The organism is Pseudomonas sp. NFX15 (genome assembly GCF_049132105.1).
Lineage (GTDB): Bacteria > Pseudomonadota > Gammaproteobacteria > Pseudomonadales > Pseudomonadaceae > Aquipseudomonas.
Window position 1 is genome coordinate 49,771 of the sequence record NZ_JAFMPV010000019.1, and the last position, 20,133, is coordinate 69,903.

Below are 20,133 nucleotides of genomic sequence, written 5' to 3' on the forward strand. Positions count from 1 at the left end.
GTATAGCTATCGCGGTGACCGACTTTTTGGCGATGCCATGAAGCGTTTTCGGCCGGGTATCGTGCCGACGCTGGTGGTGGCGCTGTTGCTGCCGCTGCTGGTGAGCCTGGGGTTCTGGCAATTGAGCCGGGGCGCGGAGAAAAGCGCGCTGCTGCAAACCTATGCCGAGCGCCGCGCCGCCGAACCGATGGCCAGCACCGAGTTGCAACACACCGCGGATTCGGCGTTCCGCCGGGTGCGCCTGCACGGCCAGTTCGATGCCGAGCACAGCCTGCTGCTGGACAACAGCCAACGTAACGGCCGGGTCGGCGTCGAGCTGTTGCAACCGTTTCACGATCAGGCCAGCGGGCTGTGGTTGCTGGTCAATCGCGGCTGGCTGCCCTGGCCGGAGCGGCGCACCCCCGTCCAATTCCAGACCCCTGCCGAAGCGGTCAGCCTCGACGCCTGGGTCTACGTCTCGCCCGGCACGACGTTCCAGTTGCATGCCGACCCGGCGACCACAACCTGGCCGAAATTAATCACTGCCGTCGAGCCGAGCCAATTCTGGAAGTCCCTCGACCGCGAAGGCTTCGCCTTTGAGCTTCGCGCAGAAACCGGTCCGGCCACCTACCAGGCCGACTGGCCGGTGGTCGCCATGGGCCCGGAAAAACACCTCGCTTATGCCGTGCAGTGGTTCGCGATGGCGATCGCCCTGTTCGGCCTTTATCTGTATCTCGGCTGGCACAACGCAAAGGAGAAACACCATGGGAGCGGCCATGAATCCACCCAGCATGTCTGAGGCCAAACCGCCGGCGAGCCGGCGCAAGGGGCGCTTGCAATTGCTGTTGATCCTGCTCGGGGTGATCGGTCCGATGATCCTCGCCACCGGCATGTACAAGCTGAACTTCTGGGTGCCCGAGGGCCGCAGTTATCACGGCGAACTGCTCGGCAACGGCCAGACCCGCGCCGATATCGGTGTGCAGGCCGAGGAAGATCGCTGGCAAATGCTGGTGACGGCGCCCAAGGATTGCGCGGTGGACTGCCAGCAACTGGTGTACCTGGCGCGGCAGATCCAGATTGGCCTGGGGCGCGACGCTTCCCGTGCCAGCCATGCCCTAGCCGCCGCACAACCCTTGAGCGCCGACTACGACGCCAAGCTGCAACGTGAATATCCTCAGCTGCAACGTTATCCACTGGACCTGACCACCTTCAGCAAGGCCACGGGCGACAAGACCACGCCGCAACTGTGGATCATCGACCCACACGGCAACCTGGTGCTGCGCTATGACCCGACGGTCAAGGGCAAGGACCTGCTGAACGACCTGCGTCACCTGCTGAAACTGTCGAACATCGGATAAGGGCATCGTCATGGCCAAACCTGGATTTCGCCTCGCGCTGTTTGCCACGTTGCTGGCATTGATTGTGGTGTTGCTCGGCGCCTACACCCGCCTGACCCACGCCGGCCTCGGCTGTCCGGACTGGCCCGGCTGCTACGGCTTCATCAGCGTGCCGAAAAGCGAAGCTCAACTGGCTCATGCCGAATTGCATTTCCCCGATGCCCCGGTCGAGGCCCACAAGGGCTGGAACGAGATGATCCACCGCTACTTCGCCGGCACCCTGGCGACGTTGATTGCAGTGCTTGCCGGTCGCGCCTGGGTGCTGCGCCGTCATGCGGGACAACCGCTGAAGTTGCCGCTGTTCCTGCTGGCGGTGGTGTTCGCTCAGGCGGCGTTCGGCATGTGGACGGTGACGCTCAAGCTCTGGCCGCAAGTGGTCACGGGGCATTTGCTTGGAGGCTTCGCGACCTTGAGCCTGCTGTTTCTGCTGACGTTGAGGCTGTCGGGCATGGTCCCGGCGCTGACCGTGCCGCGTCGCTTGCAGTATTGGGCGACCGCCGGATTGTTGCTGGTGATCGGGCAGATCGCCTTGGGTGGCTGGGTCAGCTCCAATTACGCGGCGGTGGCGTGCATCGACTTTCCGACCTGTCACGGCCAGTGGTTGCCGCCCGCTGACTTCGCCAATGGCTTTCACTTGACCCAACACATCGGCCCGAATTACCTGGGCGGGCAACTGGACAGCGATGCCCGTACCGCCATTCACCTGACCCATCGCATCGGCGCGTTGCTGGTGACCCTGGTGTTGCTCGGTCTGGCCTGGCAACTCAAAGCGGTCGGCATGACGCGTCTGGCGGGCCTGGTACTGATCGCCCTCGGCGCACAAATTACCCTGGGCATCAGCAACGTGCTGTTCCATCTGCCGCTGCCGGTGGCCGTCGCGCACAACGCCGGGGGCGCCGCGTTGTTGCTGACCCTGGTGTTGGTCAATTACCACGCCCGGACCAGTCTGGTCCGGGTCAGGCAGCCAGCGCGCTGGCGCTTCAGCCCGCGTAAACATTCAGCCGGGCCCATAACAATAAAAGGAGAGATGCCATGGCGATTCTGATCGGCGAACGTCCCAGTCAGGCGATCTGGCGTGATTACCTGGAACTGACCAAACCCAAAGTCGTGGTGCTGATGCTCATTACGTCGCTGGTGGGGATGTTCCTGGCAACCCGCGCCGGGGTGCCGTGGACGGTGCTGATTTTCGGCAACCTGGGCATCGCCCTGTGTGCCGGTGGCGCGGCGGCGGTCAATCACGTGGTGGACCGGCGCATCGACGCGATCATGGCGCGCACCCACAAACGGCCATTGGCCGAAGGCCGGGTCTCGCCGACCGCCGCACTGACTTTCGCGCTGATGTTGGCGGCCCTGGGGCAAGCCTTGCTGCTGGCGTTCACCAACCCGCTGACTGCGTGGCTGACCCTTGCCTCGTTGCTCGGCTACGCGGTGATCTACACCGGGTTTCTCAAGCGTGCGACCCCGCAGAACATCGTCATCGGCGGGCTGGCCGGGGCTGCCCCGCCGTTGCTCGGCTGGACCGCCGCCACCGGACACGTCAGCGCCGAGCCGTTGCTGCTGGTGCTGATCATCTTCGCCTGGACCCCGCCACACTTCTGGGCCTTGGCGATTCACCGCAAGGAGGAATACGCCAAGGCCGATATCCCGATGCTGCCGGTGACCCATGGCGAGCACTACACCAAGGTCCACATCCTGCTCTATACCTTCGTGTTGCTCGCGGTCAGTCTGCTGCCCTATGTGATCCACATGAGCGGTACGCTCTACCTGGTGTGTGCGCTCGCGCTGGGTGCGCGGTTTCTGCAATGGGCCGTGGTGCTGTACCGTGGCACTCGGCCGCACGCGGCGATCAACACGTTCAAGTACTCTATCTACTACTTGTTCCTGCTGTTTATCGCCCTGCTCGTAGACCATTACTTATTGTTGACCCTATGACTCGAACCCAGAAAACCGTCTTCATTCTCGTGGCCGTGATCGCGCTGATCCTGGGCCTGACCGTCAACAAGGTGCTGTCCGGGAAAAACCAGGGTGATCCGACGGCGCTGATCGACGCCGGCATCATCCTGCTGCCGCAGAGCCGGAATCTGCCGGACGTGACGATGACCAACCAGGACGGCCAGCCGGTCACGATTAATGAATTGAAAGGCAAGTGGAGCCTGTTGTTCTTCGGCTACACCTTTTGCCCTGACATCTGCCCGACCACCCTCGCCCAGTTGCGCCAGATCAAGAGCGAGTTGCCGCCAGAAGCGGTGGCCAAGCTGCAAATCGTGCTGGTCAGTGTCGACCCCAATCGCGACACGCCCCAGCAGCTCAAGCAGTACCTGGGCTACTTCGACCCGCAGTTTGTCGGCCTGACGCCCAAGTCGACCGATGAGCTGCAAAAGGTCGCCAATGCGGTGAGCATTCCATTTATTCCGGCCGACACCAGCAAGCCGAACTACACCGTCGACCACAGCGGCAACCTCGCGGTGATCGGACCGGACGGCACCCAGCGCGGTTTCATCCGCGCACCGTTGAACAATGCGAAGCTGGTGGCGCAATTGCCGGTGATGCTTAACCGCAACTAAGCACCGCACAACCCTGTAGGAGCCGGCTAGCCGGCGAAGGCGTCCGACCCTTCAGCCCAGCGTTGACTGACAGACTGCATTCGCTGGCAAGCCAGCTCCTACAAGGCTTCGTCGTGTTTTCAATGTTCATGGTGCACTAAAAAGGGGACGCATTTGGCGTCCCCTTTTTCATTGCAAACGGTTCGATCAGAACGCCGGCACCACTGCGCCTTTGTACTTCTCGAGAATGAAGGCCTTCACTTGCGGGCTGTGCAACGCCGTCACCAGTTTCTTCATCGCGTCGCTGTCCTTGTCATCCGGACGAGCCACCAGGATGTTCACGTAGGGCGAGTCGCTGCCTTCGATGAACAGCGCGTCCTTGGCCGGATCAAGCTTGGCTTCCAGCGCGTAGTTGGTGTTGATCAGCGCCAGGTCGACCTGGGTCAGCACGCGCGGGATGGTCGCGGCTTCCAGTTCACGGATCTTCAGGTCCTTGGGATTGGCGGTAATGTCTTTCACGGTCGACAGGATGTTGTTTGAATCCTTCAACGTGATCAGGCCGGCCTTGGCCATCAGCAGCAGTGCACGGCCGCCGTTGGTGGCGTCGTTCGGGATCACCACGTTGGCGCCGCCCGGCAGTTCAGCGAGGGTCTTGTACTTGCTGGAGTAGGCGCCCAGCGGTTCCAGGTGCACGCCGGCTACCGACACCAGGTGGGTGCCCTTGGCCTTGTTGAATTCATCCAGGTACGGCTGGTGCTGGAAGAAGTTGGCGTCCAGGCGTTTTTCCGCGACCTGTACGTTCGGCTGGATGTAGTCAGTGAAGACCTTGACCTTAAGGTCCACGCCTTCCTTGGCCAGGGTCGGCTTCACGAACTCGAGGATCTCGGCGTGTGGCACCGGGGTGGCCGCGACGGTCAGGGTTTCAGCGTGGGCCGAGAACGCGGCAACGGCTGCGAAGGCGACGAGTAGTTTTTTCATTCAGCTAACTCCATGTGAGGTGCCCGTTTGGCACCTGCCAGCGAATGGCCGGCTCATGTCTTACTTACGAGAAAAGTGGACGACCAACTTGTCGCCAACGGTTTGCAGCACTTGCACCAGAACCAGCAGCAACACCACCGTCACGACCATCACATCGGTCTGGAAACGCTGGTAGCCGAAGCGGATCGCCAGGTCACCCAAGCCACCGGCACCCACGACACCGGCCATCGCCGTGTAGGAAACCAGTGTAATCGCTGTCACCGTAATCGCTGCGAAGATGCCCGGCCGGGCTTCTGGCAGCAACGCGTTGGTGATGATCTGTCGCGTGGTCGCGCCCATGGCCTGGGTCGCTTCGATGATGCCGCGGTCGACTTCACGCAGGGCGGTTTCCACCAGGCGCGCAAAGAACGGCGTGGCACCCACCACCAGCGGCGGGATCGCACCGGCGACACCCAGCGACGTGCCGGTGATCAACACGGTGAACGGGATCATCACGATCAACAGGATGATGAACGGCAGCGACCGCAGGATGTTCACCACCAGCGACAACATCGCGTAGACGCCTTTGGCTTCCAGCAACTGGCGCGGGCTGCACAGGAACAGCAGCACGCCCAGCGGCAAGCCGAGCAATACGGTGAACAACAACGAACCACCGAGCATCAGCAAGGTGTCGCCGGTGGCCAGCCAGATTTCGAGCCAGTCGATATTGGCGAAGAAACTTGTCAGGGCTTCCATTAGCGCAGCACCTCCATGTGGACGTCGGCTGCGGTGAAGCGGGCGAAGGCCGCTTCCATGTCACCGCCGGTCACGGCCAGGGTCAGTTGCCCGTAAGGGACGTCTTTGATGCGGTCGATACGACCGGCGAGGATGCTGTAGTCGACGCCGGTTTCGCGGGCGACGGTGCCCAGCAGTGGCGCGTAGGTCGCTTCGCCCTGGAACGTCAGACGAACGATGCGCCCCGGTACGTGAGCGAAGTCGTCACGCTGTTCGCCTTCGTCGATCTGCTCGTCTTCCTGCACGAAGCGCTTGGTGGTCGGGTGCTTTGGATGCAGGAACACCTCGGCCACCGGACCTTGCTCGACGATCACGCCGGCGTCCATCACGGCAACTTGGTCGCACACGCGGCGGATTACATCCATCTCGTGGGTGATCAGGACGATGGTCAGTTTCAACTCGCGATTGATCTCGGCCAGCAATTGCAGGACCGAAGCGGTGGTTTGGGGGTCGAGGGCGCTGGTGGCTTCATCGCACAGCAGGATTTTCGGCTTGGTCGCCAAGGCGCGGGCAATGCCCACACGCTGCTTCTGGCCGCCGGACAATTGCGCCGGGTACTTTTTCGCGTGGTCGGACAAACCCACCCGCGCCAGCAACTCGGCCACGCGCGAGTCGATCTCGCTGCGCGACAGTTCGCCGGCCAGGGTCAGTGGCAGCGCGACGTTATCGGCGACTGTCTTGGAGGCCAGCAGGTTGAAGTGCTGGAAAATCATTCCGACCTGCTGACGGAAGCGGCGCAGGCCGTTGGCGTCGAGAGCGGTGACTTCTTCACCGTCGACGATGATCTTGCCGCCGCTGGCGTTTTCCAGGCGATTGATCAGACGCAGCAGGGTACTTTTTCCTGCGCCGGAATGACCGATCAAGCCGTAAACCTGCCCGTTCTCAATCGTCAGACTGGTCGGATGCAGGGCGGGAATTTCCTTACCGGCGACGCGGTAGGTTTTATGGACGTTTTGAAACTCGATCACGTAGCGAACCTTGTGGGGCGCGTTAGAAAAGGATCAGCGGATAGCCGGGCGCGCATTTTAGCCTGTCCGTATAGAGGTTCTTAGCATTTATTTTGCTTTTGTCCTGTCTTTTGGCAATAACGCGATCAAAGGTCAGAAAAAAGGAACGGCTGGAGAAGCCCGCCAGTCACTACTTAGGCCATGAAAATATGCCTGAGGAGTTCACGCCTGATGACTACCAAGAAGCCTGCCGCCACCCAGAGCGACCTGGCCGGGACCGATACCCCGGACCGCCACAACACCAACGCCAAGCTCGACAGCCTGGAAACCTTCCGCTCCGACGCCACCGGACAGGCCTTGCGCACCAACCAGGGCGTCAAGGTTTCGGACAACCAGAACACCCTGAAAGCCGGGGCCCGCGGGCCGTCGCTGCTGGAAGATTTCATCATGCGTGAAAAGATCACGCACTTTGACCATGAGCGCATTCCCGAGCGCATCGTTCATGCTCGCGGCACGGGTGCCCATGGGTTTTTCCAGAGCTACGACAATCACGCCCAACTGACTAAGGCCGGTTTCCTGCAGGACCCGGCGAAGAAAACCCCGGTGTTCGCGCGCTTTTCCACGGTGCAGGGGCCGCGAGGGTCAGGCGATACCGTGCGCGATGTGCGAGGTTTCGCCGTGAAGTTCTTCACTGACGAAGGAAACTTCGACCTGGTGGGCAACAACATGCCGGTATTCTTCATCCAGGACGCGATCAAGTTTCCCGACTTCGTGCACGCGGTCAAACCGGAGCCACACAACGAAATCCCCACCGGCGGCTCGGCCCACGATACGTTCTGGGACTTTGTCTCACTGGTGCCGGAATCCGCGCACATGGTGATGTGGGCGATGTCCGACCGGGCGATTCCAAAGAGCCTGCGCAGCATGCAGGGCTTTGGCGTGCATACCTTCCGACTGATCAACGCCGAAGGAAAGTCGCGCTTCGTCAAGTTCCACTGGCGCCCTACGGCCGGCACCTGTTCATTGGTGTGGGACGAAGCGCAGAAGCTTGCGGGAAAGGACACTGACTTCCATCGGCGGGATCTATGGGAATCGATCGAGACCGGCGACTACCCGGAATGGGAGTTGGGCGTGCAGATTGTCGAGGAAGAAAAGGAGCACGACTTCGATTTCGACATTCTCGACCCGACCAAGCTGATTCCCGAAGAAATCGTGCCCATTACACCATTGGGCAAGATGGTGCTGAACCGCAATCCGGACAACTTCTTTGCCGAAACCGAGCAGGTTGCCTTCTGCCCCGGGCATATCGTGCCGGGGATCGATTTTTCAAACGACCCTTTGCTGCAAGGTCGGTTGTTTTCCTACACCGATACGCAAATCAGCCGACTGGGCGGGCCGAATTTTCACGAGATCCCGATCAATCGCCCGGTGTCTCCGTTCCACAACGGTCAACGGGACGCGCAGCACCGCAGCACCATCGACAAGGGGCGCGCCTCCTACGAGCCGAACTCCATTGATGGCGGCTGGCCGAAAGAAACCCCGCCGGCTGCACAGGACGGCGGCTTCGAGAGCTACCCGGAGCGCATCGATGCAAACAAGATTCGCCAACGCAGCGAGTCGTTCGCCGACCACTTTTCTCAGGCGCGATTGTTCTTTAACAGCATGAGCAAGCACGAGCAGGAACACATCATCTCGGCCTACAGTTTTGAGTTGGGCAAGGTCGAGCGTGAGGCGATCCGCGCACGGGAGGTGAACGAGATCTTGGCCAACATCGATCTGGAACTGGCCAAGCGTGTGGCGCAGAACCTTGGGTTGCCCGCGCCAAGTGGGGGCACCGTTGAGGCGCGCAAAACCTCGCTGGATCATTCGCCAGCTTTGAGCCAGGCCAATTTGCTCCCGGAAAACATCAAGACACGCAAAGTCGCGATCCTGGCGGCCAATGGGGTCGATGGCGCTGCGATCGAGGCGATGAAGAAAGCCTTGGCCGCCGAAGGTGCCCACGCGAAGTTACTGGGCCCGACCTCGGCGCCGGTGAAAACCGCCGATGGCAAGACGCTCGCGGTCGATGCCTCGATGGAAGGCTCGCCCTCCGTGACCTTCGACGCGGTGTTCGTACCGGGCGGGGCAGCGTCGATCAAGGCACTGAGCACGGATGGCGTGGCGCTGCACTACTTGTTGGAGGCGTACAAGCATCTGAAAGCCATCGCCTTGCAGGGCGAGGCGAAGCAGTTGCTGGATGTATTGAAGCTGGAGGCGGATGCGGGGTTGATCGTGGGGGCGGATGCGAAACTGATCAAAGCGTTTTTCGCCGCGATCGGGCAGCATCGGGTGTGGGATCGGGAGGCGAAGGCCAAAATGATTCCGGCCTGAGGATTTTCGTTAGCAAAGTGGACGCCTTCGTTGGCAAGCGCTCCTACAGGTTCGGCGTGATCTCTGTAGGAGCGGGCTTGCCCGCGAAGCTTTTAAGGCTTGCGCGGACTCAGAACAACCTGCGCCGGCACAGTGCGCAGAATCTGCCGTTCAAGCTTCAGGTCAAACTGCGGATCGAGCTTGTTCACCCGTTTGGTCAGCAACGTCGACAACCACGGGAAGTCATCGGTGCGCGGTACCTGCAGGCTCACATCGCACTGATAATTCACCACATCGGTGGCGATGGCATCCAGTTGGCGTCGAAGTTTGCTCATATCGTTGATGTTCAGCGCAACGGTCGTGCTTTCGGCCGTCGGGTCGATGACCTTGGCTTTTGGCTTGGCTTCAGCGGCCTTGACGGCGGCTTCGGTTTTTTCCAGCTCGGCCTTGCGTGCCTGGGCTATCGGGCCGTTGGCGCCGCCGGTCAACGCCGGTGCCTTGGGCATCAAGGCGCGGGCGCGGCTCAGGGCCGTCGCGGCGGCATTGACGTCACCTTTTTGCAGCACGATCTGGCTGCGGCGCAGGTAGGCTTCGGCCAGTTGCCGCTGGTATTGCTCGAGTGAAGCATCGTTGGGCGATTCGGCCTGCAACGCTGCCAATTGATCCTCGGCGGTGGCCAGTTCATCGCTGGCGATGTTGTGCTCCAGCTGCACGATGGCCATGGCCCGTGCATCGGCGGCCTTGGTGGCTTGCGATGGCGTGCTTTGGCAGGCGCCCAGCAGCAAGGAAAATGCCACGAGGAGCAGATAACGGGAGGCGAACGACTTCATTCCTGCGACTCTCTATTTGCGCAAAAAACGAGCAAGTCTACACCCCTCGACGGGGCAGAACAAAACTCAGCAGAAACAGCGCGGCGGCCGTGACCACAATCGACGGGCCGGCCGGGGTGTCCTTGAACCAGGACAACGACAGCCCGCCGCACACGGCGAGTATGCCCAGCAGGCTCGCGCCCAGTGCCATCTGCTCCGGCGAACGGGCGTGACGTTGTGCCGCAGCGGCCGGGATGATCAACAGCGACGTAATCAACAATACGCCGACGATTTTCATCGCCACGGCAATCACCACCGCAATCAACAGCATCAACGCCATGCGCAACCCGGCGACGGGCAGGCCCTCGACCCTGGCCAGTTCCTCGTGCACCGTGATCGCCAGCAATGGCCGCCACAAGGCAATCAGCAACGCCAATACCGCTGCACTGCCGCCCAGGATCCACGCCAGGTCGGTCGGGCTGATCGCCAGCAGGTCGCCGAACAGGTACGCCATCAGGTCGATCCGTACTTCGTGCATGAAGCTTAGTACCACCAGGCCCAGAGAGAGCGTGCTGGGTGCGAGAATTCCCAAAAGTGTGTCGGATGCCAGCGGTTGGCGTTGTTGCAACGTCACCAACAGCACCGCCAGCAACAGGCAGCCGACGGTGACGGCCACGGTCGGGCTGACATCCAGCAGAAAGCCGAGCGCGACGCCGAGCAACGCGGCGTGGGACAGGGTGTCGCCAAAATAGGCCATGCGCCGCCAGACCACGAAGGACCCCAGCGGGCCAGCGACGATGGCCAGGGCCAAGCCTGCAAGCAGGGCGTAGAGCAGAAAATCAGCCATGCTTGCAGCTATCTCCGTGAACATGGGGTTGGCCCGACGCGGGTGCCTTGACCACCGAGCCGTGCAAATCGTGGGCGTGGTCGTGATGGTGGTGATAAATCGCCAGGCTTTGTGCGTTTTTTCCGAACAGCTCGACGAAGGCCGGATCGCCGCTGACCTGCTCCGGATGACCGGAGCAGCAGACATGACGATTGAGGCAAACCACCTGATCGGTGGTGCTCATCACCAAGTGCAAGTCGTGGGATACCATCAGTACGCCGCAACCGTGACGGTCGCGCAGGCGGGTGATCAGGCTGTACAGCTCAGCCTGACCGGCGACATCAACGCCTTGCACCGGTTCGTCGAGCACCAGCAGTTCCGGTTCGCGCAACAGCGCCCGGGCCAGTAGCACGCGTTGCATTTCGCCTCCGGAAACGCTTTGCACCGGGCTATCGATCACGTGTTCGGCACCGACTTCCTTGAGCGCCGACAGGGCCATCGCCCGGTCCACGCCCGGCACCAGCCGCAAAAAGCGCAGCACCGACAGTGGCAGGGTCGGGTCGACATGCAGCTTTTGCGGCATGTAGCCGACGCGCAGTTTTGGCTTGCGCCAGACGCTGCCGCTGTCAGGTTTCAGCAGGCCGAGCACGGCGCGCACCAGCGTGGTCTTGCCGGCGCCGTTGGGGCCGATCAGGGTCACGATCTGGCCCGGCTCGACGCTTAGCTCGATGTTGTCCAGCACCGCTTGCCCGGCGAACGTGACGGCGACCTGCTCAAGACGGATCAACGCGTTGCTCATCAAGCCCCCTGGCAACCCGAACACAGGCCGACCACTTCGACGGTCTGGCCTTCGACGATGAACCCGACATCCCTGGCGCTGGCGATAATCGAGTCGCTGATGGATTTTTGTTCGAGTTCGATAGCGGCGTGGCACACCCGGCAAATCAGGAACTGGCCTTGGTGGGTATGTTCCGGGTGGTTGCAGCCGATAAAGGCGTTAAGCGAGGAGATGCGGTGCACCAGGCCATTTTCCAGGAGGAAATCCAGCGCACGGTACACCGTCGGCGGCGCGGCGCGGCGGCCGTCCTGCTCACTGAGCACCGCGAGAATGTCGTAGGCACCCAGTGGCTTGTGGCTTTGCCACACCAGTTCCAGCACGCGCCGACGCAACGCGGTCAGGCGCAGGCCTTGGCGTGTGCACAAGGCATCGGCCTCGGACAGTGCGCTGTGAACGCAATGCGAGTGGTCGTGGGGGCGGCTGGCGATCGGTGTTTTTAGCATGAGCGGCGACGAGTTTTGTGAGAGACGTTATTATGTTACCCCTTCTCGCCTCTTCGAGTGGTCATCGTGTCCCGACTTTTTTCTATCTTTGTCGCATTTATCGCAAGTTTTCTGCTGATCGGTCCGGCGCAGGCCGAAGTCAACGTCCTGACCAGCATCAAGCCATTGCAGCTGATCGCGGCGGCGGTGCAGGACGGCGTGGCGGTTCCAGAGGTCTTGTTGCCACCGGGTGCCTCGCCGCATAACTACGCGTTGCGCCCTTCCGACGTGCGCAAGGTGCAATCGGTCGATCTTTTGTACTGGATCGGCCCGGACATGGAAGGTTTCCTGCCTCGCGTGCTCAATGGTCGTACGCTGCCCAGCGTCGCCGTGCAGGATTTACCGGGTATGAAACTGCGCCGCTTCGCCGAAGATAGCCACTCGCATGCTGAAGATGCCGACGAACATGACCACGATCACCGTCCTGGTACTTTGGACGCGCACTTGTGGCTCACACCGGTCAACGCCCGGGTCATCGCCACGAAAATGGCCGCTGATCTAAGCGCCGCCGACCCCACCAATGCGGCGCGTTACCAGAGCAACCTCAAGGCTTTCGACGAGCGCCTCGATGCGCTGGACCAACGCTTGAAAAAGCGCATGGCCGATGTCCAGGGCAAACCCTACTTCGTGTTCCACGAGGCCTTCGATTACTTTGAGGACGCCTATGGCCTCAAGCATGCCGGAGTGTTCAGCGTCGCAGCCGAGGTACAACCCGGTGCGCAGCACGTCGCGGCGATGCGTGCGCGATTGCAGGAAGTGGGCAAGACGTGCGTGTTCAGCGAACCGCCGTTGCGCCCGCGCCTGGCGGAAACCCTGGTGGCAGGTTTGCCGGTAAAACTGGCGGAACTGGATGCGCTGGGCGGGTATACGCCAGCCACTGCCCAGGGTTATGAGCAGGTGCTGGAGAAATTGGGGAATGATCTGGCGGGGTGCCTGGAGTCGTTGTAATCGACACCAAACCTGTGTCGAGGGGGCAACCCCCCTCGCCACATTAAAGGGCAAATGGCAGCGGTGTATTGACCGTCTGGCGCTGCGCCAACCGCAGCTGGAACTCCATCGGATCATGGATCAGCACGTCCTGCCCGGCGAACGACTGCGCCGCAATCAAGCGTGACAACCAGAACCGCACACACGCCACCCGCAACAGGGTCGGCCACAACTCGGCTTCGGCTGCGGTGAACGGTCGCAACGCTGCATAAGCACCGAGCAACGCGCGCGCGCGCGGGCCGTCAATCACGCCATCGTCGTCCGAGCACCAGTCGTTCAGGGCAATCGCCACGTCGTAGAGCATCGGCCCGGAACACGCATTGTAGAAATCGATCAGCCCGGTCAGGTGCGTGCCTTCGAACATCGCGTTGTCGCGGAACAGGTCGGCGTGGATGTTGGCGCGCGGCAACGCGAGAATTTTCTCTTTTTGTTGAGCGATTTCATCCAGCGCCCGCTGCAGCAGGCCTTTCTGCTCAGGGTTTACGTGGGACAGGAACTGCGTGCCCTCTTCCAGCATCCAGTCCAGGCCGCGGTCGGTCTTGCGCTTGATCATGTTGGCCTGGGTGGCCAGGTGCAGATGCCCGAGCAGCTCGCCGACCTGTGCGCAATGCTGCGCGTTGGCATGCTTGATGTGCTTGCCGGACAGGCGCGGTTGCAGCAGTGCAGGTTTGCCCGCCAGTTCGCGCAGGGCCACCCCGTCAGTGGTGCGAATGGCGTAAGGCACCGGCAGGTCGGCGCCGTGCAGCACGTCGAGCAGTTCGATGAAGAACGGCATTTCCTGGACCGGACCGCGCTCGACCAGGGTCAGGACGAATTCGCCCTGCTCCAGGCTGATAAAGAAATTGGTATTTTCGCTACCGGCGGCAATCCCCTGGAAATCAAGCAGGCGGCCGAGGCCATAAGGGGCGAGAAAAGCTTCCAGCTCGGGCCGAGCCAGGGGGGTGAACACAGACATGTTTTAACTGCCAGTACGGGCGCGGACGTTGGGCCTGCGCCAATTGAAATTAAGAAACTACTTCCACTCAAAGATCTTCCACGACGGAATCAGCATATCCGGCTGATCCGAGCGGACGAAGTTTGCATCGGTACCGTCCGCACGCACCAGAAAATACGGCTTGCCGCCTTTGGGTGTGACCTTGATCGCGTACAGGAAGCCGTTCTGACGGTATTCCTGAATGACCTTGTCCCCTTCCGTGTGGATCGTAACTTCTGGCTCCTGCTTGGAAACATCGTCCGCTGCCATGACGGCCAGTGGGGCGATTGCAAACAAGCCAGCGAGCAACAGGCGATTTAGTGTGCGCATGATAACCTTGTCCCTTTGTCGTCAACGGTCCCGCTATTCTAGCGCCGGACCCGCCGAAAAGGTTGATCCTGCTCATGAGCCAAGCCCCCCTCGTCCTGGTGGACGGTTCTTCTTACCTGTACCGCGCCTTTCATGCGCTGCCACCGTTGACCACGTCCAAAGGCCTGCCGACCGGCGCGGTCAAGGGCGTGTTGAACATGCTCAAGAGCCTGCGCAAGCAATACCCGGACAGCCCGTTCGCCGTGGTGTTCGACGCCAAGGGCGGGACATTCCGCGATGAAATGTTCGCCGAATACAAGGCCAACCGCCCGAGCATGCCCGACGACATGCGCGTGCAAATCGAGCCGCTGCACCAGAGCGTGATCGCCCTGGGCTTCCCGTTGCTGTGCGTCGAAGGCGTCGAGGCCGATGACGTGATCGGCACGCTGGCCCGCAGTAGCGCGGCCGCGGATCGTCCGGTGATCATCTCCACCGGCGACAAGGACATGGCGCAGCTGGTCGATGGCCACATTACCTTGGTCAACACCATGACCGGTAGCAGCATGGATGTGGAGGGCGTGAAGGAGAAATTCGGCGTCGCTCCCGAGCAGATCATCGATTATCTGGCGCTCATGGGCGATTCTTCCGACAACATTCCGGGCGTTCCGGGCATCGGCCCGAAGACCGCATCCGGCCTGCTGGTGGGGGTGAACGGCGGCCTGACCGAGCTCTATGCGCAGCTCGATATCGTGCCGACCCTGCCGATTCGCGGCGCCAAGACCCTGCCGGCCAAGCTCGAAGAACACAAGGAGATGGCGTTCCTTTCCTATCAACTGGCGACCATCAAGGTCGATGTGCCACTGGACGTGGGCCTCGAGGATTTGCAGATGGGCCCGGAAGACCCGGCCAAGCTCTACGAGCTGTACACCCTGCTGGAATTCAAGAGCTGGTTGAACGACCTCGATCGCGACGCCAAGCGTCTGGAATTGAGCGCTGCCGCCGAACCTGCACCGGCCGCCGATTTGTTCAGCGCGCCAGAGGCTGAAGTGCCAGCGGTGGCCGCTGAAGCCCAGTACGAAACCATCCTCGACCAAGCGCGATTCGATGCCTGGCTGGAAAAACTGCACAACGCCGAGTTGTTCGCCTTCGACACCGAAACCACCGGCATCGACGCGCAGCAGGCGCAACTGGTCGGCCTGTCGTTTGCGGTCCAGGCCAACGAAGCGGCCTACATCCCGTTGACCCACTCCTACATCGGCGTGCCGCAGCAACTGGATCGCGACACCGTGCTGCGCGCGCTCAAGCCGATTCTGGAAGATCCGGACAAACTCAAGGTCGGCCAGCACGCCAAGTTCGACATGAACATCCTGGCCAACTGCGCCATCGGCGGCGATCAAGGCAACGGCATCACCGTGCGCGGTATTGCCTTCGACACCATGCTTGAGTCCTATGTGCTCAATTCCACAGCCACGCGCCACGACATGGACAGCCTGGCGCAGAAGTATCTGGACCACACCACCGTGAGTTTCCAGGACATCGCCGGTAAAGGCGTGAAACAGCTGACGTTCGACCAGATCGCCCTGGAGCAGGCCGGGCCGTATGCCGCTGAAGACGCGGACATCACCTTGCGCCTGCACCAGGCCCTGTTTGAAAAGCTCTCGGCCATTCCAAGCCTGGCGAGCGTGCTGACGGATATCGAAATCCCGTTGGTGCCAGTGCTGGCGCGCATCGAGCGCCAGGGTGCCTTCGTCGACGCCGCGCTGCTGGGCGTGCAAAGCATCGAACTGGGCGACAAGATGGTCGCCCTGGAGCGCGAAGCTTTCGAGATCGCCGGTGAAGAGTTCAACCTCGGTTCGCCCAAGCAACTGGGGGTGATTCTCTACGAGAAACTCGGTCTGCCGGTGCTGAAAAAGACCGCCAAGGGCCAGCCATCCACGGCCGAAGAAGTGCTGGCGAAACTGGCCGAGGATGATTATCGGTTGCCTAAGGTGCTGATGGAATACCGTTCCATGAGCAAGCTGAAAAGCACTTACACCGACCGTCTGCCGGAGCAGATCAACCCGCGTACCGGGCGGATTCACACCTCCTATCATCAGGCCGTGGCCTCCACTGGGCGGTTGTCCTCCAGCGATCCGAACCTGCAAAACATCCCGGTGCGTACCGCCGAAGGGCGGCGCATCCGCCAGGCGTTCGTGGCGCCGGCCGGTTACAAGCTGCTGGCTGCGGACTACTCGCAGATTGAACTGCGGATCATGGCCCACCTGTCGCGTGACGAAGGGCTGATGAATGCCTTCCGCGACAATCTGGACGTGCACACCGCGACCGCCGCCGAAGTGTTCAAGGTCGAATTGGCCGAGGTCACCTCCAACCAGCGCCGCAGCGCCAAGGCGATCAACTTCGGCCTGATCTACGGCATGGGCGCGCAGAAGCTCGGCAAGGACATTGGCGTCGACACCAAGACGGCCAAGGCGTACATCGACACCTACTTCACCCGTTACCCAGGCGTTCGCCAGTACATGGACCGCACGCGGACCCAGGCGGCCGAGCAAGGCTATGTCGAGACGTTCTTCGGCCGTCGCCTGTACTTGCCGGATATTAACTCCAACAAGCCACAGGAGCGCGCCGCGGCCGAACGCACGGCGATCAACGCGCCGATGCAGGGCACGGCGGCGGACATCATCAAGAAAGCCATGGTGGCGGTGGATAACTGGCTGGCGGCATCGGGCCTCGATGCGAAAGTCATTTTGCAGGTGCACGATGAACTGGTGCTCGAGGTGCGTGAAGACCTGGTGGACCAGGTTCGCGATGAAATTCGCGTGCACATGAGTGAGGCGGCGAAACTGGATGTGCCGTTGCTGGTCGAAGTAGGTATCGGAAATAACTGGGACGAGGCTCACTGACCCTTGTTGTGGGAGCGAGCCAGTTTGCGATGGCGTGTCAGGCGCATCTATTTCGAATGGATTCCATCGCGAGCAAGCTTGCTCCTACAGGAAAAGGTCGTCTTCTGCGGCGGCAGCCAGCAAGGACACTGCTTAGTTCAGTTGGTTATCAGAATTATTCCAAAGCCATTAGAAAAAAATCTGAACTAATCTTGTAAATCACCACTCAGAGTTACTGAATGGCTGGTGAAGCCCTTCGATGCTCCTATGTTGTGTTAAGTGTTGGCAGATATCTGGACCCCGCCCTAGCGGTCTAGAACTTGAACCCCGGAACTTCTCCCTCCCCATATGAAGTCCGGGGTTTTTTTTGCCTGCAGAAACTGCCTGGGGGCGCCCCAGGCAGTTTTCGCGGCTTACTCGGGCGCTGACTCGGCGCCCTTGTCCGCCAGTTCCATCCAGCCAGCCAGCACGGTATACGCCTCTTCCAGGCCCATACGCTTGGGGGCCGAAAACAGCTGGATCGTGATGAGATCGCCCCAACCCTTGCGGATTTCTGCCTGGACCTTGAGCAAAGTGTTCTTGGCTGCGCCGTAGGTCAGCTTGTCCGCTTTGGTCAGCAGAATGTGCATCGGCATGCCGGCGGCGACGGCCCAATCGAGCATCAACAGGTCGAAATCGGTCATCGGATGGCGGATGTCCATCATCAGGATCAGACCTTTCAAACTCTCTCGGCCGCCCAGATACGCTTCCAGGTGACGCTGCCAGTGTTGCTTGAGCGGGATCGGTACTTTTGCATAACCGTAACCCGGCAGGTCGACCAGACGGCGTTCATCGTCTAGCTTGAAGAAATTCAACAGTTGCGTGCGCCCCGGCGTTTTCGAGGTGCGCGCCAGGCTGGCATGGGTCAGGGTGTTCAACGCACTCGACTTGCCAGCGTTGGAACGCCCGGCGAAGGCGACTTCGAAGCCCTCGTCATCCGGACATTGGTCGACTTTGGCGGCGCTGAGCATGAAGGTGGACTGTTGGCACAGACCGAGAATGGGATTCTTGAGTTGCATGGGATTTCCGATGTGGGCGGCGCCAGGAATGGGCGCGGCAAGCGGTGTCGCTTCCGTTTCAGTGACGCCAGTATATAATGCCGCAGATTTTGTGTGCGCTTTGTCCCAGCGTAGGATGAAGTTCACGAGAGCGACAGACCTTGATTGCGCATTAGAACGCAGCGCGCTCTCAACCCTGAAAAGGTCGTTTTATGACGAAATGGCTGCTAGCTGCCGGTGTCTTGATGCCGCTTTACAGCGCTCAGGCTACACAGGATCCGGAAGCTGTGTACAACCGTGTTTGTGGTGCCTGTCATTCCGGCCAACTCCCAACGGCGCCGAAAAAGGGCGATCAGGAAGCCTGGACGCCGAGGTTGGCGAAAGGTATGGAGACGCTGGTGCAACACGTGACCCAGGGTTTCAAGGCGATGCCGCCGCGTGGTTTGTGCATGGACTGCAGTGCCGAGGATTACCAAGCCATCATCCATTGGATGAGCGAGTAAGCCCGGCCCATAACTCTTAACCCTTAGCCGTAGTTGGATTAGCTGATGAAGAAATTGATCGTGAGTCTGCTGTTGACCGTGGGCATCTCCGGCATGGCCCATGCTGCAGGTGAGGCAGTACAACCGGGTGATGCAAAGGCCGGCCAGGCCAAAGCCGCCGTCTGTGGCGCCTGCCACGGCCCGGATGGCAACAGCATGGCGCCAAACTTTCCAAAGCTGGCGGGTCAAGGTGAACGCTACCTGACCAAGCAACTGCACGACATCAAGTCGGGCAAGCGCACCGTTCTGGAAATGACTGGCCTGCTCACCAACCTGAGCGATCAGGACCTGGCGGACATCGCCGCCTACTTCTCCAGCCAGAAAGGCAGTGTTGGTGCCGCCGACGAGAAACTGGTCAAGCGCGGCGAGAACCTGTTCCGCGGCGGTGACCTGGCTAAAGGCCTGCCCGCGTGCACCGGTTGCCATTCGCCAAATGGCGCAGGTAACGCCGCCGCCGGCTTCCCGCACCTGGGTGGCCAGCACGCTCAATACGTTGCCAAGCAACTGACCGACTTCCGCAAGGAAGAAGGTGGTCGCACCAACGATGGCGATGCCAAAACGATGCAAACCATTGCCAAGCGACTGAGCGATGAAGACATCGCCGCGGTGTCCAGTTACATTCAAGGCCTGCACTAAGGCCGACGGATCGGGCGTTGAACGGGGTGCTTATCGCTCGCCACGTTAACGCTCGATTAATCCGTCACGGCAAGTATAAAAAGGGTGGCTTTGGCCGCCCTTTTTTGTGGCCGCTGCCGTTACACTACAGAACTCAAGCCCGCCAGGATCTGTCTGAAAAGCAGCCGCGCGAGGCGAAAAAATTGTCCAGGAGTGAAGCATGCGTAATCTGATCATCAGCGCCGTTTTTGCCGCTGCCAGCCTGTTTGGCATGACTGCCCAGGCCGCTGAAGCCCCCGCCGCCCCTTATGTAGAACTGAGCAACCCGGTCCCGGTCGCCGTGCCTGGCAAGATCGAAGTGGTGGAGCTGTTCTGGTACGGCTGCCCGCATTGCTACGCGTTTGAGCCGGTGATCAATCCATGGGTCGAGAAGCTGCCGTCGGACGTGAACTTCGTGCGCATTCCTGCCATGTTCGGTGGTCCATGGGACGCCCACGGTCAAATGTTCCTGACCCTTGAAGCCATGGGTGTCGAGCACAACGTTCACGCCGCGGTGTTCAATGCGATCCAGAAAGAACACAAGAAGCTGACCGACAAGAATGACATGGCTGACTTCCTGGCTACCCAGGGCGTCGACAAGGAAAAATTCCTCGCCACCTTCGACTCGTTCGCCATCAAGGGTCAGATCACCAAGGCCCGTGAACTGGCCAAGAAGTATGAAATCTCTGGCGTGCCAACCATGATCGTCAATGGCAAGTACCGCTTTGACGTGGGTTCCGCCGGCGGTGCCGAACAGGCCCTGCAACTCGCCGACCAACTGATCGATAAAGAGCGGGCGGCTAACAAGGCTGCCGCCAACTAAGGGCAGT

The 20,133-nt window shown here is 60.9% G+C and carries 21 protein-coding genes; 11 read left to right on the forward strand and 10 right to left on the reverse strand.

What is annotated here, in order from left to right; all coding sequences use genetic code 11:
* Positions 1-37: 37 nt before the first annotated feature.
* The 5 genes from J1D76_RS19380 to J1D76_RS19400 are packed head-to-tail and all read left to right on the forward strand — an operon-like array spanning position 38 to position 3,940.
* Positions 38-778 carry an SURF1 family protein gene (locus J1D76_RS19380; protein WP_421139918.1) on the forward strand — a complete coding sequence of 247 codons (741 nt, stop codon included), beginning with the start codon at positions 38-40 and terminating at the stop codon, positions 776-778.
* A complete protein-coding gene (locus tag J1D76_RS19385) occupies positions 744-1,337 on the forward strand; it encodes a hypothetical protein (RefSeq protein ID WP_421139919.1) in 594 nt (197 codons plus the stop codon). Before J1D76_RS19380 ends, J1D76_RS19385 begins: the two co-directional genes overlap by 35 nt.
* Positions 1,338-1,347: 10 nt before the next feature.
* Positions 1,348-2,421: a COX15/CtaA family protein gene (locus J1D76_RS19390; RefSeq protein WP_421139920.1), complete on the forward strand. Its 1,074-nt coding sequence runs from the start codon at positions 1,348-1,350 to the stop codon at positions 2,419-2,421.
* Positions 2,409-3,308 carry a heme o synthase gene (cyoE, locus tag J1D76_RS19395; protein WP_421139922.1) on the forward strand — a complete coding sequence of 300 codons (900 nt, stop codon included), beginning with the start codon at positions 2,409-2,411 and terminating at the stop codon, positions 3,306-3,308. Before J1D76_RS19390 ends, cyoE begins: the two co-directional genes overlap by 13 nt.
* Complete coding sequence (locus tag J1D76_RS19400) at positions 3,305-3,940, forward strand: SCO family protein (protein ID WP_421139924.1); 636 nt, start codon at positions 3,305-3,307, stop codon at positions 3,938-3,940. Before cyoE ends, J1D76_RS19400 begins: the two co-directional genes overlap by 4 nt.
* A gap of 186 nt (positions 3,941-4,126) precedes the next feature.
* Here J1D76_RS19400 and J1D76_RS19405 read toward each other — a convergent pair whose 3' ends face one another.
* Genes J1D76_RS19405 through J1D76_RS19415 form a run of 3 tightly spaced genes read right to left on the reverse strand, consistent with a single transcriptional unit; the run spans position 4,127 to position 6,639 of the window.
* Positions 4,127-4,897 (reverse strand): MetQ/NlpA family ABC transporter substrate-binding protein, encoded by a 771-nt coding sequence (locus J1D76_RS19405; RefSeq protein ID WP_421139926.1) that lies wholly within the window; start codon positions 4,895-4,897, stop codon positions 4,127-4,129.
* Positions 4,898-4,957: 60 nt separating this feature from the next.
* Entirely contained in the window at positions 4,958-5,632 is a 675-nt protein-coding gene (locus tag J1D76_RS19410) for a methionine ABC transporter permease (protein WP_008018443.1), read from the reverse strand.
* A complete protein-coding gene (locus J1D76_RS19415; RefSeq protein WP_421139928.1) occupies positions 5,632-6,639 on the reverse strand; it encodes a methionine ABC transporter ATP-binding protein in 1,008 nt (335 codons plus the stop codon). The genes J1D76_RS19410 and J1D76_RS19415 overlap by 1 nt, the downstream gene beginning before the upstream one ends.
* A gap of 210 nt (positions 6,640-6,849) precedes the next feature.
* Here J1D76_RS19415 and katE point away from each other — a divergent pair, with 210 nt between their 5' ends.
* Entirely contained in the window at positions 6,850-8,988 is a 2,139-nt protein-coding gene (katE, locus tag J1D76_RS19420) for a catalase HPII (RefSeq protein WP_421139929.1), read from the forward strand.
* A gap of 92 nt (positions 8,989-9,080) precedes the next feature.
* On the opposite strand, the gene J1D76_RS19425 is transcribed toward katE, so the two are convergent.
* Genes J1D76_RS19425 through zur form a run of 4 tightly spaced genes read right to left on the reverse strand, consistent with a single transcriptional unit; the run spans position 9,081 to position 11,883 of the window.
* Positions 9,081-9,797, reverse strand: coding sequence for a PA5502 family lipoprotein (locus J1D76_RS19425; protein WP_421139931.1), 717 nt, complete (start codon positions 9,795-9,797; stop codon positions 9,081-9,083).
* A gap of 37 nt (positions 9,798-9,834) precedes the next feature.
* Positions 9,835-10,623, reverse strand: a complete 789-nt coding sequence (znuB, locus tag J1D76_RS19430) for a zinc ABC transporter permease subunit ZnuB (RefSeq protein WP_421139932.1) — start codon at positions 10,621-10,623, stop codon at positions 9,835-9,837.
* A complete protein-coding gene (znuC, locus tag J1D76_RS19435; RefSeq protein ID WP_421139934.1) occupies positions 10,616-11,401 on the reverse strand; it encodes a zinc ABC transporter ATP-binding protein ZnuC in 786 nt (261 codons plus the stop codon). Before znuC ends, znuB begins: the two co-directional genes overlap by 8 nt.
* Positions 11,401-11,883 (reverse strand): zinc uptake transcriptional repressor Zur, encoded by a 483-nt coding sequence (zur, locus tag J1D76_RS19440; RefSeq protein ID WP_421139935.1) that lies wholly within the window; start codon positions 11,881-11,883, stop codon positions 11,401-11,403. The genes znuC and zur overlap by 1 nt, the downstream gene beginning before the upstream one ends.
* A 66-nt stretch (positions 11,884-11,949) precedes the next feature.
* Between zur and J1D76_RS19445 the strand changes: the two genes are divergently transcribed.
* Positions 11,950-12,870 carry a zinc ABC transporter substrate-binding protein gene (locus tag J1D76_RS19445; protein WP_421139936.1) on the forward strand — a complete coding sequence of 307 codons (921 nt, stop codon included), beginning with the start codon at positions 11,950-11,952 and terminating at the stop codon, positions 12,868-12,870.
* A 43-nt stretch (positions 12,871-12,913) separates the two neighbouring features.
* On the opposite strand, the gene J1D76_RS19450 is transcribed toward J1D76_RS19445, so the two are convergent.
* Together J1D76_RS19450 and J1D76_RS19455 are read right to left on the reverse strand one after the other, a co-directional pair.
* Positions 12,914-13,864 (reverse strand): homoserine kinase, encoded by a 951-nt coding sequence (locus J1D76_RS19450; RefSeq protein WP_421139937.1) that lies wholly within the window; start codon positions 13,862-13,864, stop codon positions 12,914-12,916.
* 57 nt (positions 13,865-13,921) lie between these two features.
* Positions 13,922-14,212 carry a DUF2782 domain-containing protein gene (locus tag J1D76_RS19455; RefSeq protein WP_421139938.1) on the reverse strand — a complete coding sequence of 97 codons (291 nt, stop codon included), beginning with the start codon at positions 14,210-14,212 and terminating at the stop codon, positions 13,922-13,924.
* Positions 14,213-14,286: 74 nt separating this feature from the next.
* On the opposite strand from J1D76_RS19455, the gene polA reads away from it, so the two are divergent.
* Complete coding sequence (gene polA / locus J1D76_RS19460; protein ID WP_421139940.1) at positions 14,287-17,091, forward strand: DNA polymerase I; 2,805 nt, start codon at positions 14,287-14,289, stop codon at positions 17,089-17,091.
* 392 nt (positions 17,092-17,483) lie between these two features.
* Here the strand turns inward: polA and yihA are convergent, their stop codons facing one another.
* A complete protein-coding gene (yihA, locus tag J1D76_RS19465; protein ID WP_421139941.1) occupies positions 17,484-18,128 on the reverse strand; it encodes a ribosome biogenesis GTP-binding protein YihA/YsxC in 645 nt (214 codons plus the stop codon).
* 191 nt (positions 18,129-18,319) lie between these two features.
* Here yihA and J1D76_RS19470 point away from each other — a divergent pair, with 191 nt between their 5' ends.
* The 3 genes from J1D76_RS19470 (at position 18,320) to J1D76_RS19480 (ending at position 20,126) form a co-directional block, all read left to right on the forward strand.
* The gene (locus J1D76_RS19470) at positions 18,320-18,610 is read left to right on the forward strand and encodes a c-type cytochrome (RefSeq protein WP_103397941.1); all 291 of its coding nucleotides are present in this window, start codon (positions 18,320-18,322) and stop codon (positions 18,608-18,610) included.
* A gap of 45 nt (positions 18,611-18,655) precedes the next feature.
* The gene (locus tag J1D76_RS19475; protein ID WP_421139942.1) at positions 18,656-19,285 is read left to right on the forward strand and encodes a c-type cytochrome; all 630 of its coding nucleotides are present in this window, start codon (positions 18,656-18,658) and stop codon (positions 19,283-19,285) included.
* Positions 19,286-19,484: 199 nt separating this feature from the next.
* Complete coding sequence (locus J1D76_RS19480; protein WP_421139943.1) at positions 19,485-20,126, forward strand: thiol:disulfide interchange protein DsbA/DsbL; 642 nt, start codon at positions 19,485-19,487, stop codon at positions 20,124-20,126.
* Positions 20,127-20,133: the final 7 nt, after the last annotated feature.

What these genes read in the sequence shown, in the direction of transcription:
- J1D76_RS19380 (WP_421139918.1), top strand. Translation starts at nt 38, where the DNA reads ATGAAGCGTTTTCGGCCGGGTATCGTGCCGACGCTGGTGGTGGCGCTG.
- J1D76_RS19385 (WP_421139919.1), top strand. Translation starts at nt 744, where the DNA reads ATGGGAGCGGCCATGAATCCACCCAGCATGTCTGAGGCCAAACCGCCG.
- J1D76_RS19390 (WP_421139920.1), top strand. Translation starts at nt 1,348, where the DNA reads ATGGCCAAACCTGGATTTCGCCTCGCGCTGTTTGCCACGTTGCTGGCA.
- cyoE (WP_421139922.1), top strand. Translation starts at nt 2,409, where the DNA reads ATGGCGATTCTGATCGGCGAACGTCCCAGTCAGGCGATCTGGCGTGAT.
- J1D76_RS19400 (WP_421139924.1), top strand. Translation starts at nt 3,305, where the DNA reads ATGACTCGAACCCAGAAAACCGTCTTCATTCTCGTGGCCGTGATCGCG.
- J1D76_RS19405 (WP_421139926.1), bottom strand. Translation starts at nt 4,897, where the DNA reads ATGAAAAAACTACTCGTCGCCTTCGCAGCCGTTGCCGCGTTCTCGGCC.
- J1D76_RS19410 (WP_008018443.1), bottom strand. Translation starts at nt 5,632, where the DNA reads ATGGAAGCCCTGACAAGTTTCTTCGCCAATATCGACTGGCTCGAAATC.
- katE (WP_421139929.1), top strand. Translation starts at nt 6,850, where the DNA reads ATGACTACCAAGAAGCCTGCCGCCACCCAGAGCGACCTGGCCGGGACC.
- J1D76_RS19425 (WP_421139931.1), bottom strand. Translation starts at nt 9,797, where the DNA reads ATGAAGTCGTTCGCCTCCCGTTATCTGCTCCTCGTGGCATTTTCCTTG.
- znuB (WP_421139932.1), bottom strand. Translation starts at nt 10,623, where the DNA reads ATGGCTGATTTTCTGCTCTACGCCCTGCTTGCAGGCTTGGCCCTGGCC.
- znuC (WP_421139934.1), bottom strand. Translation starts at nt 11,401, where the DNA reads ATGAGCAACGCGTTGATCCGTCTTGAGCAGGTCGCCGTCACGTTCGCC.
- zur (WP_421139935.1), bottom strand. Translation starts at nt 11,883, where the DNA reads ATGCTAAAAACACCGATCGCCAGCCGCCCCCACGACCACTCGCATTGC.
- J1D76_RS19450 (WP_421139937.1), bottom strand. Translation starts at nt 13,864, where the DNA reads ATGTCTGTGTTCACCCCCCTGGCTCGGCCCGAGCTGGAAGCTTTTCTC.
- J1D76_RS19455 (WP_421139938.1), bottom strand. Translation starts at nt 14,212, where the DNA reads ATGCGCACACTAAATCGCCTGTTGCTCGCTGGCTTGTTTGCAATCGCC.
- polA (WP_421139940.1), top strand. Translation starts at nt 14,287, where the DNA reads ATGAGCCAAGCCCCCCTCGTCCTGGTGGACGGTTCTTCTTACCTGTAC.
- yihA (WP_421139941.1), bottom strand. Translation starts at nt 18,128, where the DNA reads ATGCAACTCAAGAATCCCATTCTCGGTCTGTGCCAACAGTCCACCTTC.
- J1D76_RS19470 (WP_103397941.1), top strand. Translation starts at nt 18,320, where the DNA reads ATGACGAAATGGCTGCTAGCTGCCGGTGTCTTGATGCCGCTTTACAGC.
- J1D76_RS19475 (WP_421139942.1), top strand. Translation starts at nt 18,656, where the DNA reads ATGAAGAAATTGATCGTGAGTCTGCTGTTGACCGTGGGCATCTCCGGC.
- J1D76_RS19480 (WP_421139943.1), top strand. Translation starts at nt 19,485, where the DNA reads ATGCGTAATCTGATCATCAGCGCCGTTTTTGCCGCTGCCAGCCTGTTT.